Origin of the sequence: Plantactinospora endophytica (assembly GCF_016862915.1) — a bacterium.
GTDB classification, from domain to species: domain Bacteria; phylum Actinomycetota; class Actinomycetes; order Mycobacteriales; family Micromonosporaceae; genus Plantactinospora; species Plantactinospora endophytica.
Genome location: NZ_BONW01000003.1, coordinates 17,089 through 29,877, shown reverse-complemented (window position 1 = coordinate 29,877; position 12,789 = coordinate 17,089). Strand labels below are relative to the sequence as shown.

Below are 12,789 nucleotides of genomic sequence, written 5' to 3'. Positions count from 1 at the left end.
ACACCGCGCTTCTCCCCGTGTCAGCGCATCAAAAAGTTGTGTTCGTGAATGTCTCGCCTTGCACTCTGACACAGCCCCTCGATGCCGTCCACTCGCACCCTGCGGTGACCTGGGAAGCGCACGTGCATTTGCGGTTTGCAGACGCCACGTGCAATCACACTCCGTTTTGGTTACTGTGCGCAGTGACGTGATGCGTAGAACCACCCCCCATGCCGCGTAACATCGGTCGTATCGCCCTGTTCCATCGCGGACGGGTCAACAGTAAGTTAGCTGCACAGACAAATACCTGTCTCGCGAGATGCAACTTGCACCCCGGCATGCGAACCTTCCGCAAGAGCAACTCGCGCGTCAGACCGGCCGCCGCCCCAACCCGCCGCCTTGCGTTGACGGCACTACGGGCAGTGACGTTCACACCAAGAATGGAGGCGCTGTCAGTGGCGAACCACCACCTGATCCGGCTGCTGAGTTTCCGCGCGGGCACGGAATCGTTCCGCCCTGCTGCTCCGGCCTGCCCCCAGGCTGACCTCGCATCCACCCCACGCCACGCGCGCCAGGTAGAGGAGCGGTGATGACGGTGACCGAGTTCCAGGACGCCAGAAGCGGGTTCGACACCCCGCTGCCCCGGCGTCACCCGGGCGCCCGGCTGGAGAGCGGGGGCGACGAGGCGGTGCCGGAAGAACTCCTCGACCAGCCGGTTCCGGTCGCCGGAGGCGGTGGCCGGCACCGCCCCGGGCAGTCGGCCGTACACGCCGAGTTGGGCGTGCTCCGCGACCGGGTGCCGGGCGTACGCGGGACGGTGCTGGCGGGCATCGACGGGCGGCTGCTCGGACACGATCTCACCGCCGGGCCGGAACCGCTCGACCTCGCCGCGCTCGCGGCGACCACCTTCGGGCTCGGGCGGCAGTGCGGCCTGACCCTCCAACAGGGGCCACTGCGCGAACTGACGGTCCACAGCCACCAGGGCTACTTCACGGTGTACGGAGTGAGCGACGAGGTACTGCTCGCCGTACTCGGCGACGACCGGTTGAACGTGTCGTGGCTGCACCTGGAGGCGGGACCGGTCGCGGAACGGCTCGCTGACCTGCTGCACGTCGGCGGCACCACGTAGCAGCATGGGCTGGGGCCGGTGCCGGGCTTGCCCGGCACCGGCCACCCGCCAATCCCCGCCCGCCTCGCCCTGTCGACCCGGCAGTGGGCGGTCAGCCGATCATCAGGTACCTGGTCACCACCCCGGCCGCGGCGGTCACCGCCTGGCGCAGCGTCGCGGCGGCGTCGACGATGCCGGCGTCCAGCGCGGTGACGTACGTCCCGGCGACCACGTCGAAGGTGACCTCGGGTCCACGGCGGTACAGGTCGGCCGGGCCGGCCAGCGGATTCCGCCCCGCGTTGCGCATCAACTCCTCGTACGGCGAGACCAGCGCGTCGACCACCACCGCGTACCCGAGCGCCTCGTCGCCACCGGGCGGCAGCCGGGCGCCGATCCGGGCAGCGACGGTGAGCAGCGCCGCACCGCCGCCCGGCACCAGTCCCCACTCGACGGCCGCCTTCGCGTTGCGTACCGCGTCGTCGATCTGCCGCTTGCGCTTCTTGAGCTGCCCCTCGGTCGACTCGCCCACCCGGATCACCGCCACACCGCCACCGAGCCGGGCCAGCCGTTCCCGCAGCAGTTCCCGGTCGCGTCCGGCCGCCTGCCGGTCCAGTTCGGCCCGCAGCCCCTGCACCCGGCGCCGGGCGAGGTCCGGGTCGCCGGCCCCGTCCACCACTGTGGTGTCCCGGCGGGTGGTGATCACCTTGCGGGCGCCGCCCAGCACCCGGGCGGTGGCGGCGGCCAGCCCGCCGTCGGCGTCGCCGACCACCTGCGCCCCGGTGAGCAGTGCCAGGTCCGCCATCACGGTGCAGCGTTCCTCGTCCGGCCAGGGCAACCGAACCGCCACCGAGTTGAGGGTGTGCCGCATCTTGCCCACGATCAGCGCGGTCAGGGCGGCGTCCCGGACGTCCCGGGCGAAGACCGCCAGCGGCCGACCGGACCGGCCGACCTCGTCCAGCAGCGGCTGCAACTCCGGTACGGCGGAGAGCCGCTGGTCGACGATGAGGATCGACGGTTCGTCGAGTACCGCCTCGGCCTCCTCCGGATCGGTCACGAAGTACGGCGAGACGTGTCCGGCCGGCACCCGCGTACCCCGGGTGAGTTCGAGTTCGAGCCCGAAGAGGTTGCTCTCCTCGACGATCACCACGCCGTCCTTGCCGACCCGTTCCATCGCGGTGGCCAGCAGGTCGCCGATCACCTCGTCGCCGGAGGCGATCGTGGAGACCATCTTGAGCTGTTCCTTCGTCTCCACCGGCACCGCCAGGTCGCCCAGCTCGGCGAGGACCGCCAGGGCGGCCGACTCAATGCCCCGGCACAGCGCCACCGGGTTGGCGCCGGCCCGCAGCGCCGCCGAGGCACCGTCCAGCATGGCCTGGGCGAGTACCACGGTGGTGGTCGCGCCGTCGCCGACCCGGTGCCGTACCCCCTCGACCAGTTCCCGGACGTAGCTGGCGCCGATCGCGTCCCGGGTGTCGTACGCGGTGAACAGCCGGACCACGCTCGCCGCGTCGGCCAACTCGTGGTACGCGCCGGAGGCGTCCTCGACCAGCACCCGCCGGCCGAGCGGCCCGAAGGTACGCCGGACCAGGTCGGCGCCGGCCCGGAAACCGCGCGCCACGATCGCCTGGTGCCGGTTGTAGTTGGTGGGCCGGGGTACTACGGCGCCGGTCGCCGCCGTGACCGCCCTGCCCGGACCCTCCCCGGCATCGCCGGCCGGAGTGGCCGTCGGCGGGACGGTGGCCAGGTAGATGTGCGGCTCGGCGTTGTACGCGCTCCACTTCGGCTTCTGGTCCGGCCGGCGACGGACCACCCCGTCGTGCACGTACCGGAACAGCTCGTCGACCCCGACCCGCCCGTCGCCGTCCAGGTCGGCACCGCCGGTGGCCAGCCCTTCCAGCAGTACGTCGGTGAAGATCGAGCCGCGCGGGGCGGACTCGACCAGGCCGTCGGACTCGAAGGCGTACTCGTAGCTGTCGCAGGCGCTGATCACCACGTACCCCCGACCGACCTGGCCGTCCAGCGCACCCTGCGGCGCTCCCTTGAAGCCCTCGGCGAACGCGCCCGCGAAGCAGCAGTCCAGTACCAGGACCTTGGCGGCGGCCCGGCACGCCTCCAGTTGCTCGTTGACGAAGGAGCGGGAGATGGCGGTGCTGGCCGGCCTGGTCCGGACGGTGTTGGCCGCCGCGAAGTAGAGCCGGTGGAACGGGTCGACGATGCCGTGGCAGGAGAAGTAGAGCAGCACCAGGTCGTCGTTGACCCGGTCGGTGAGCAGGTCCTCGATCTCCCGGCGCACCTCGTGGTCGGGTGCGTCCTGGAGGGTACGGACGGTGAAGTTGCCCACCGAGGGGTCCTCCAGCACCGCCGCCAGCCGATCCACGTCCTGCTCCGGGGCCCGGAGTTGGTCCAGCGACGGGTCGTCGTACTCGCCGACGGCGACGAGCAGCGCGTAACGGCCGGCCGGCGGGTTAATCCGCACCGGAGCCGGTGCCGCTCTGCGTCGGTGGTACGCCGAGCCACTCGACCACCATCTGCTCGGTGTCCTCGCTGGGCGCGGTGATGGTCAGGGTGCGCCGGCCGTCCCGGAGGGTGATCCGGCGGGCGGCGCCGCGCGCGACGAAGGCGACCGCGACCTGGGCGAGCGCGGCGACGGTGGTGGCCGAGAAGAGGCCGGTGACCACCAGTTCGGCCATGGAGCCGACGCCGCCGCCCTTGCGGCCGAGCAGGCTGGTGCCGGAGCCGCCGGGTTCGGCCTGCTGTTCGTCGGGTTCGGATCGCTCGTCAGGGCTGAACGGTGGGGCCGGGTCGTCGACACCGGGCCGGGCGACGTGCAGGATCGTCCGGGTGTGCAGTTCCCGGGCCAGCGCGGAGGCGGATTCCGCGTCGCCACGCGCGCTGCCGGGAACCGGCCCGGAAACCACCAGAGTGAGCGGACCACCATTCATAGAGTAATGGTGTCGTAACTATGAGTAATTACCTGTCGGGTTGCCGACACTGCCCGGTCAGCCTGCCGACAACCTACCCGCCGTCGGCAGACGGGAGTGACTTCGGGTGCTGCCGGCGACCGGTCAGCCGGCCGGTGCTGCCGCCGCCTCGGAGCGGCCGGCGAGCGGGGCAGCCGGGGCGGCCGGCTCTGTGGTCCGGCCGGGGCGGCGCCGCAACAGGATCGAGAAGACCGCCGCGACGGCGCAGAGCGCTCCGGCGGCGTACCAGGCCAGGTCGTAGTTGCCGAGCTGGTCCCGGACCAGCCCGGCGCCGGTGGCGGCGATCGCCGCGCCGACCTGGTGCGCGGCGAAGACCCAGCCGAACACCACGGCGGCGTCGGCCCCGAAGTACTCCCGACAGAGCGCGACCGTCGGCGGGACGGTGGCGATCCAGTCCAGCCCGTAGAAGATCACGAAGACCAGCATGTTCGGCCGCAGCGAGTCGGCGAAGAGGCTCGGCAGCACCAACAGCGACGCCCCGCGCAGCGCGTAGTAGACCGCCAGCAGCACCCGGCTGTCGAACCGGTCGGTCAGCCAGCCCGACGCCACGGTGCCGGCGATGTCGAAGAGCCCGACCAGGGCGAGCAGGCCGGCGGCGGTGGTCTCGGTCATCCCGTGGTCGTGCGCGGCCGGGATGAAGTGTGTGCCGACCAGGCCGTTCGTCGAGGCGCCACAGATCGCGAAACCTCCGGCGAGCAGCCAGAACGCCGGGGTCCGGGCCGCCGTGCGGAGCGCGCGTACCGCCCGGGAGGCCGCGCCGCCGGTCCGGGGCGGTGCCGGCACGACCTCGGTCGCGCCGTACGGCGGCAGGCCGAGATCCGCCGGGTGGTCCCGCAGCAGCCACACCACCAGGGGTACGACGGCCAGCGCCGACCCGGCCACCACCAGCGCGGCAGTGCGCCACCCGTACGCCTCGACCAGGTTCGCCAGCAGCGGCAGGAAGACGAGTTGCCCGGCGGCCCCACCGGCGGTGAGCACTCCGGTGACCAGTCCCCGGCGGTGCACGAACCACCGCCCGGTGACCGTGGCCACGAAGGCGAGCGCCATCGACCCGGTACCCAGCCCGACCAGTACGCCCCAGCAGAGGATCAGTTCCGCGCTGGTACGCATGAAGACGGTCAGCCCGCTGCCGGCGGCGACCAGGGTCAGCGCGGCGGCGACCACCCGCCGGATGCCGAACCGGTCCATCAGAGCGGCGGCGAACGGCGCGGTCAGCCCGAACAGCAGCAGGTTGACCGAGACCGCGACGGAGATGGTGGCCAGCGGCCAGCCGAACTCCTCGTGCAGCGGGTGCAGCAGCACGGACGGGGTAGCGCGGAACCCGGCGGCGCCGACCAGCGCGACGAACGCGACGGCGGCCACCACCCAGGCGGGATGCAGGCGGCGAAGGCTCACCCGACGAGTCTGCGGGCCGACCGGGACCCGGACGAGTGGCCGGACAGCCATGATGCGCAAGAATTGGGCCAACAGCACGGGAGAACGGAGCAGCGTGTGGCCACCATCACTCGGCCGGCACCGTCCCGGCCGCACCGGGTCGTCGTGCTCGCCCTCGACTCGGTGGTCGGGCTCGACCTCGGCACCCCGTCCCAGGTCTTCGGCACCGCCCGGGACGCCCGGGACCAGCACTTCTACGCGGTCGACGTCTGCACCCCCGGCGGACTGCCGGTACGCAGCAGCGCCGGCTTCCAGGTGCTGCCCGAGCACGGGCTGGAGATCCTGGCCGACGCCGACACCATCGTGGTGCCCGGGGTACACGGCGGATCGGCGCTGACCGAGGGCACCGTCGACCCGGAGATCGGCGCGGCGCTGCGCCAGGCGCACGAGCGGGGCGTACGCATCATGTCCATCTGCACCGGGGCGTTCGTACTCGCCGCCGCCGGGCTGCTGGACGGCCGACCCGCCACCACGCACTGGGCGTACGCCAACCGGTTCCGCCGGTTCCACCCGGCCGTCCGGCTCGATCCGGAGGTGCTCTTCGTCGACGACGGCGACCTGCTCACCTCGGCCGGGGTGGCGGCCGGACTCGACCTGTGCCTGCACGTCATCCGGCGGGACCACGGCAGCGGGGTGGCCAACCGGTCGGCCCGGCGCTGCGTGGTGCCGTCCTGGCGGGACGGCGGGCAGTCGCAGTACATCGAACGGCCGCTGCCGGAGGCGGCCGACAGCGGTACCGGCCGGACCCGGGACTGGATCCAGCACCGGCTGCACGAGCCGCTGACCCTGCCGCAGATGGCCGCGCACGCGAGCATGAGCGTACGGACCTTCACCCGCCGTTTCCGCGAGGAGACCGGACTCAGTCCGGCGCAGTGGCTGCTGCGGCAGCGCACCGACCACGCCCGACTGCTGCTGGAGACCACCGATCTCGGCGTCGACCAGGTCGCCCGGCGCTCCGGCTTCGGCACCGCCGCCACCCTGCGGCAGCAGCTCCACCAGCGGATCGGGGTACCCCCGTCCGCCTACCGCCGGACCTTCCGGCCGCCCCGGGCGGAGGCCGGGACCGGCGAGCCGGGGCAGGCGTAGCGGAGGGGCCCCGCTGGTGCGGCGGGGCCCCTCCGGATTCCGGTTCCCGGCTCCGGGGTCGCCGGATCGCGGGCTTCGGCGGTCAGGCGACCGTGTTGCCGTTCGGGTGCAGGCGCTCAGACCCGGCTGCTGCGGCCGGACTGCCGGCCGTCCGGCACAGGTGGTGCCGTCGACCGCGCAGGCGGTCAGGCGCAGGTGTTGCCGTTGAGGGTGAAGGCGGTCGGGGCCGGGTTCGGGCCGGTGTTCGAGGCGAGGAAGCTGAACTGGACCGTGCCGCCGGCCGGGATGTTCCCGTTCCAGTTGGCGTTCTGCGCGGTCACCACCGCGCCGGACTGGCTGCCCCGGGCGCTGTAGAACGAGCCGGCCCGCTGTGCGGCGGGCCAGGTCCAGCTCACCGTCCAGCCGCTGACCGGCTGGGTACCGGTGTTGGTCACCGTGACGGTGGCGTTGAAGCCGGTCCCCCACTGCTGGTCGACCCGGTACGCGATCCGACAGGCGGCCGGCGGGGCGGTGGTGCCGAACTGGATCTTGTGTAGTTGGCCCGGCAGGTCGTTGACCAGGTACAGCTCACCGTTGGCGTCCTGGCCGAGGCTGGTCGGCTGGATGGTCAGCTCGGTCAGCGCCCGGGTGGCGTACGCCCCACCGGTGCTGGCCGGCGGCCGGACCACGAACGCCGTACCGGAGCAGTAGTCGGTGGCCAGGTAGGTGCCGGCGGCGATGTCGGCGTACTCGTCGCCCCGGTAGACGTACCCGCCGATCACGGCGCAGCCGTCGGTCGAGGTGCGGTACGAGTAGACCGGCTCGACGTACTGGGCGCCGGTCTGGCAGCGGGCGGCGTTGAAGACCTGCGGACCCTCCCGGCAGGACCAGCCGAAGTTGGCGCCGGCCTGGTTCGCCGGCACGTTGTCGATCTCCTCGAAGGTGCCCTGGCCGACGTCGGCGATCCAGAGCGAGCCGTCCCCGCCGAGATCGTGCGAGAACTTCCACGGGTTGCGCAGCCCGTACGCCCAGATCTCCGGCCGGGCGTTCGCGGTGTTCACGAACGGGTTGTTCGCCGGTACGCAGTACGGCCGGCCGTTGCAGGAACGGCTGACGTCCAGCCGAAGGATCTTGCCGAGCAGGGTGTTCAGGTTCTGCCCCGAGTTGAGTACGTCGTCCGAGCCGCCGCCGTCGCCGATGCCCCAGTAGAGGTAACCGTCCGGGCCGATGGTCACGTGCCCGCCGTTGTGGTTGGAGAACTCGGAGTGCGGCTGGCTCAGGATCACCTGCTCCCCGGTCGGCGGGATCGGGTTCTGGCCGGCCGTGCCCAGGGTGAACCGGGAGAGCGTGACGGCGCCGTCGGGCAGGGCGGTGTAGCTGACGTACAGGGTCCGGGTCTGGCTGAAGTTCGAGGTGGTGACCAGGCCGAGCAGTCCGCGCTCGTTGCCGGAGGTGTCGACCCGGTCCCTGATGTCCAGCAGTGGGGCGGTGGCCAGCCCGGTGTCCGGGTGGTAGACCCGGATCGTGCCCTGCTTCTCGGCGATCAGCAGCCGGCCGCTGCCGTCGTCGGGGGCGTAGATGGCGGTCGGTCGCTGGAGACCGAAGGCGACCTGGGTGGTGCTGACGGTGAGCTCGTCCAGGGGCGGCACCGCGGCCACCGCGGCCCGCTCCGGGGCGGGCTGGCCGGCGGCGGGCGGGGTGCCGAACGCGACGAGCGGAGCGATCAGGGCCGCCGCGCCGGCCAGGCAGAGACGCCCGACAGATTGACGTCGCAACATATTTACTCCCATCGGTTAACAGGAAGGTAATGCTGCGAGCGATCGCTAGATCATGACGTCCCGCATCATGGGAACGCTCCCATCCGCAACTATCGGACGTCCGTACGCATACCGCGCAACTGTCCGAGGTGCGCCGGCAGGTGTATCCGGCCGTGGATGTCGAGCATCCGTCCCCACGGCAGCGACTCCTCGACGTGCAGCTCGAAGCCCTCCCGCAGATGCGAGTCGACCGGCGTCTCCGCCTCCGGCCCCAGCCGGTCCACAAGTGCGCAGAGCCGCTCGCTGGTGGCCCGCAGCCGCTCGGCCAACTCCGGCAGCCGGCCGTCACGCGGCACCATCGCGTCCACCTGCGGTCGCAGCGTCGACTGCCCGTCGTAGTACGCCCACGGTGAGCCGGCCAGCACCGCCTCGGTCGCCTCGGCCAGCAACTCGTCGTTGGCGGCGAGGTGCACCAGCACCTCCTCGACGGTCAACTCCCCCGGCGGCGGCGGCCCGAACGTGCCGCCGTCGACCACGGCGAGCAGGTCCGCGTACGCCCGGCGCAGCTCGGCCGTCTCCATTCGACCGAGTCTAGGAAGAGTTCGCCCGGTACACCCGGTTATCGCCCGAGCTGTGCCCGACGGGCCGGCGCGATCGGGGTCAGCGACCGCGTCGGCCGCGCCGGGCCCGCAGGTAGTCGGAGACGACGTACTCGCCGAGGTCGTCGAGCTCCGGGGTGAAGACCCGGCCGCCGCTGCGCCGGGCCACCGCGTCGACGAACCGGCGCAGCCCGGGATCCTCGCCGAGCATGAACAGGTTCATCGTGGCGCCGTACCGGGTCAGCTTGTCCACCTCGGCCACCGTCAACTGGATCGTCTCCGGCAGCGACGGCCAGTTGAACACCCCTCCGCCGTACTCCGGATCCAGGTGTGCGGTCGGCTCGCCGTCGGTCACCACCAGCACCACCGGCTCGGAGCCGGAGTGCCGGCGCAGGTGCCGGCCGGCCAGCATCAGCGCGTGTTGCAGGTTGGTGCCCTGCACCATGTCCGGCTCCACCCCGGCCAACTCCTGCTGGGTCAGCGGCATCGCCTCCCGGCCGAAGCCGATGATCTGCAAGGCGTCCTGCGGGAACCTCGTGGCGACCAGGTGCGACAGCGCCAACGCGGTCTGCTTCATCGGCCCCCAGCGGCCCTCCGAGATCATCGAGAAGGAGAGGTCGACACAGAGCGCCACCGCCGCCGAGGCCCGCCGCTCGGTCTCCACCACCTCGAAGTCCTCGACCGCCAGCGCCACCGGCACCCCGGCACCACCACGCCGGACCGCCCGGCCGAGCGTACGCACCACGTCGAGCGGCTGCTCGTCGCCGTACTCCCAGGGGCGGGACGCGCCGGTCACCTCTCCGGCGGCACCGGCCGACCGCAGGTCGTGCTGCCCCTGCCGACCGGACCGCAGCTCGGCGAAGATCCGCCGCAGGGCGGTACCGCCGAGCCGGCGCAGAGCCTTCGGGCTCAGGGTCAGCCCTTCGGCGTCCCGGGTGACCCAGCCCTGCCGGCGCAGCTCCCGCTCCAGCTCGCGCAGCCGGCGTACGTCGTCGGCGGCGTCCCGGCCCAGGTTGCGTTGCACCGACTCCACGTCGATGTCGTCCAGGGTCGCCCCCGGATGCTCCTGGCCGAGCTGGTCCAGCAGGTCGTCCAGGTCGGCGATCTCGCCGAGCGCCCCGGCCGCCTCGCCGTAGCCGAGCGGCTGGTCGCCCCGGACCCGCTCCCGGCGGTCCCAGGCCAGGTCGGGGCGGAGCGAGCGAAGGTTGGCGTCGAGTGCGGAGAGCTGCCCGGCCAGTTCCGGGCCGAGCGACGACTCCATCAGCCGGGACAGCTCCTCGCGCTGGGCCGGGGAGAGCGAGCGCATCAGCCGCTCCCCGGCGGCGGCCCGCCGGGCCAGCGCGTCGACCAACTCCTCCACCGTTTCCGGCTGCTCCGGGAAGAACTCGCCGTGCCGCCGCATGAACTCGGCGAACGCGTCGGTGGTGTCCTCGCCCCGGTCGTGCCGGGCCAGCAGGTCGTTCAGGTCGCGCAGCATCTCCGAGAGCTGGTGCTGGGCGCGCGGATCGGCAGCGCCCCGCATCGCGTCGCGCAGCCCGCTGAACCGCTGCTCCAGCACGTCCCGGCGCAGCCCGTCGAGAATCTGCTGGTAGGCGGCCCGCGCCTCGTCGCTGGCCCACTCGTAGCCGGAGAGTTCCTCCACCGCCCGCGCGGTCGACGACGGCAGGTTGTCCAGCACCGCCTCGGCGAACCGGGCGTTGTCGTCGTCCCGGCCGCGCAGCTCGTCGCGCTCGGCGGCGAGCGCCTGGTCGAGCAGGGCCCGAGCCCGGGTCACCGCACCGTCCAGGTCACCCCGGCGCAGCGCGTCCCGGCGCATCCGCCGGGCCCGGGCGGCCAGGTCGTCCAGGCCGCGCCGCCCCTGCGGCCCGCGCCGCAGCAGGTTGCGCAGCGCCTCCCGCAGGCTGCCGCCGGCCAGCACCTCCGCGCCGACCGAGTCGACCGCGGCCCGGACGTCGTACGGCGGGGCGAGCGGGTCGGGGCCGCCGCGCCAGGAGCCGTACCGGAAGCGGTTTCCGCCGGCCACGATCAGGCCCGGTCGTCGTCGCGGGCCGAGCGCTCACCGGGGCCGCGGCCACCGTCGGGGCTGCGCCCGCCGTAGCGGGTACGTCCCTCGTCGGTCACGTCCTTGGCCAGCCGCCGGGTCAGGTGCAGCCCTTCGAGGACGAACTCGATCCCGGCCGCCGCCTCGGCCGGGGTGGGCGCGTCGCCGAGCCCGAGCCGGTCCAGTGCCTTGGCCAGCCCCGGTACGGTGCCGACCTGCCGGAGCAGCTCGGTCGGGCCGACCAGTTCGCCGGTCTCGACGATCGCACCGTCGGCGACCAGTGCGGTGAAGCCGGAGACGTCCAACCCGGCCAGCCGGGCCCGGAAGGTCTCGGCGGTGGCGGTCCGGAGCAGGTGACCGAGGATCTCGATCTCCCGGCCCTCCTCGCCGCTCTCGAACTCGACCTTGCCGCGCAGGGTGCTGGTCACCGAGACGGCGTCACCGACCCGGGCCACCGGCTCGGTGTCGGCCGGTGCCGCCGACTGCCCGTCCGGGCCACCGGCGCCGAGCAGTCCAGCCCGGCGCAGCGCGGCGGCCGAGACGGTCTCGGCGGCGGCGATGGCGAACCGCGCCGAGACACCCGAGCGCGGGTCGACGGCCGGGGACTCGCGTACCGCCCGGGCGAACCGGGCCAGCACCTCCAGTACGTGCTCCGGCACGGCCGCGACCAGCGCCGCCTCCTGCCGGATCAGCTCCAGCTCCAGCTCCAGGTCGAGCGGGTAGTGGGTACGGATCTCGGCGCCGAACCGGTCCTTGAGCGGGGTGATGATCCGCCCCCGGTTGGTGTAGTCCTCCGGGTTGGCGCTCGCCACCAGCAGCAGGTCCAGCGGCAGCCGGAGCTGGTAGCCGCGTACCTGGATGTCCCGTTCCTCCAGCACGTTGAGCAGCGCCACCTGGATCCGCTCGGCCAGGTCGGGCAGCTCGTTGACGGCGAAGATGCCCCGGTTGGTCCGGGGTACCAGCCCGAAGTGGATCGTCTCCGGGTCGCCGAGGGTACGCCCCTGGGCCACCCGGATCGGGTCGACGTCACCGACCAGGTCGCCGACACTGGTGTCCGGGGTGGCGAGCTTCTCGCCGTACCGCATCGACCGGTGCAGCCAGCCGATCGGCAGCGCGTCGCCGGCCTCCTCCACCGATCGGCGGGAGGCCGGGGTCAGCGGGTGCATCGGATGCTCGTTCAGCTCGGAGCCACGGATCACCGGGGTCCACTCGTCGAGGAGTTGGCCCAGGGCCCGGATCAGTCGGGTCTTGCCCTGGCCCCGCTCGCCGAGCAGCACCATGTCGTGCCCGGCCAACAGGGCCCGCTCGACCTCGGGGAGCACGGTCTCGTCGTAGCCGACGATGCCGGGAAAGCGGGGCTCGCCGGACCGGAGCCGGGCCAGCAGGTTGTCCCGGAGTTCCTGCTTGACGGTCCGGTACCGGTGCCCGGTGGCGCGCAGCTCGCCGAGGGTGCCCGGCAGCTCGGCCGGCGGGGTCGGTGGGACCTGGGAAGTTTCCGTCACGCACCTACGCTAGCTCTCGATCGTGTCGAACGTGGGTCGCCGACGTGCGGCCAAGATCCAGTGGCCGTACCGTCGTACTTCCGAAGATCGGAGGATCATGAGCACGCCTCAGGAGAACGCGGGTACACCTCAGGAGAGCCAGCGGAAACGGGGCATCAGCCTGAGCCTGGGGATCGCCCTCGGCGTGGCCGTCGGGGTGGTCTTCGGCATCGTGATCGACAACATCGCGCTGGGGATCGCCTTCGGAATCCTGGCCGGGGTGATCTTCGGGACGCTTGCCGGCGTCCGCACAGGCGGCAACCACACCCCGGAGGAGTGACCGG

At 72.6% G+C, this 12,789-nt stretch carries 10 protein-coding genes; 3 read left to right on the top strand and 7 right to left on the bottom strand.

Features of this window, described 5'->3' with window-relative positions:
- The first annotated feature begins 568 nt into the window (after positions 1 to 568).
- Positions 569 to 1,108: a roadblock/LC7 domain-containing protein gene (locus Pen02_RS05315; protein WP_203864795.1), complete on the top strand. Its 540-nt coding sequence runs from the start codon at positions 569 to 571 to the stop codon at positions 1,106 to 1,108.
- A gap of 91 nt (positions 1,109 to 1,199) precedes the next feature.
- Here the strand turns inward: Pen02_RS05315 and groEL are convergent, their stop codons facing one another.
- The 3 genes from groEL to Pen02_RS05300 all read right to left on the bottom strand — a co-directional run bounded on the left by groEL (position 1,200) and on the right by Pen02_RS05300 (position 5,463).
- Positions 1,200 to 3,563 carry a chaperonin GroEL gene (gene groEL, locus Pen02_RS05310; protein WP_203864794.1) on the bottom strand — a complete coding sequence of 788 codons (2,364 nt, stop codon included), beginning with the start codon at positions 3,561 to 3,563 and terminating at the stop codon, positions 1,200 to 1,202.
- Positions 3,553 to 4,029 (bottom strand): hypothetical protein, encoded by a 477-nt coding sequence (locus tag Pen02_RS05305; RefSeq protein ID WP_203864793.1) that lies wholly within the window; start codon positions 4,027 to 4,029, stop codon positions 3,553 to 3,555. Before Pen02_RS05305 ends, groEL begins: the two co-directional genes overlap by 11 nt.
- Before the next feature lie 123 nt (positions 4,030 to 4,152).
- Positions 4,153 to 5,463 (bottom strand): MFS transporter, encoded by a 1,311-nt coding sequence (locus Pen02_RS05300; protein WP_239140108.1) that lies wholly within the window; start codon positions 5,461 to 5,463, stop codon positions 4,153 to 4,155.
- 96 nt (positions 5,464 to 5,559) lie between these two features.
- Here Pen02_RS05300 and Pen02_RS05295 point away from each other — a divergent pair, with 96 nt between their 5' ends.
- Entirely contained in the window at positions 5,560 to 6,588 is a 1,029-nt protein-coding gene (locus tag Pen02_RS05295) for a GlxA family transcriptional regulator (protein WP_239140106.1), read from the top strand.
- A 185-nt stretch (positions 6,589 to 6,773) separates the two neighbouring features.
- Here the strand turns inward: Pen02_RS05295 and Pen02_RS05290 are convergent, their stop codons facing one another.
- From Pen02_RS05290 to Pen02_RS05275, 4 genes are all read right to left on the bottom strand, one after another.
- The gene (locus Pen02_RS05290; protein ID WP_203864790.1) at positions 6,774 to 8,345 is read right to left on the bottom strand and encodes a PQQ-dependent sugar dehydrogenase; all 1,572 of its coding nucleotides are present in this window, start codon (positions 8,343 to 8,345) and stop codon (positions 6,774 to 6,776) included.
- Between the two features lie 89 nt (positions 8,346 to 8,434).
- Positions 8,435 to 8,947, bottom strand: a complete 513-nt coding sequence (locus Pen02_RS05285; RefSeq protein ID WP_372445580.1) for a DinB family protein — start codon at positions 8,945 to 8,947, stop codon at positions 8,435 to 8,437.
- A 37-nt stretch (positions 8,948 to 8,984) separates the two neighbouring features.
- Positions 8,985 to 10,946: a vWA domain-containing protein gene (locus tag Pen02_RS05280; RefSeq protein WP_203864788.1), complete on the bottom strand. Its 1,962-nt coding sequence runs from the start codon at positions 10,944 to 10,946 to the stop codon at positions 8,985 to 8,987.
- A 2-nt stretch (positions 10,947 to 10,948) separates the two neighbouring features.
- Positions 10,949 to 12,466 (bottom strand): magnesium chelatase ATPase subunit I, encoded by a 1,518-nt coding sequence (locus tag Pen02_RS05275; RefSeq protein ID WP_203864787.1) that lies wholly within the window; start codon positions 12,464 to 12,466, stop codon positions 10,949 to 10,951.
- 97 nt (positions 12,467 to 12,563) lie between these two features.
- Here Pen02_RS05275 and Pen02_RS05270 point away from each other — a divergent pair, with 97 nt between their 5' ends.
- The gene (locus Pen02_RS05270) at positions 12,564 to 12,785 is read left to right on the top strand and encodes a glycine zipper domain-containing protein (RefSeq protein ID WP_203864786.1); all 222 of its coding nucleotides are present in this window, start codon (positions 12,564 to 12,566) and stop codon (positions 12,783 to 12,785) included.
- Positions 12,786 to 12,789: the final 4 nt, after the last annotated feature.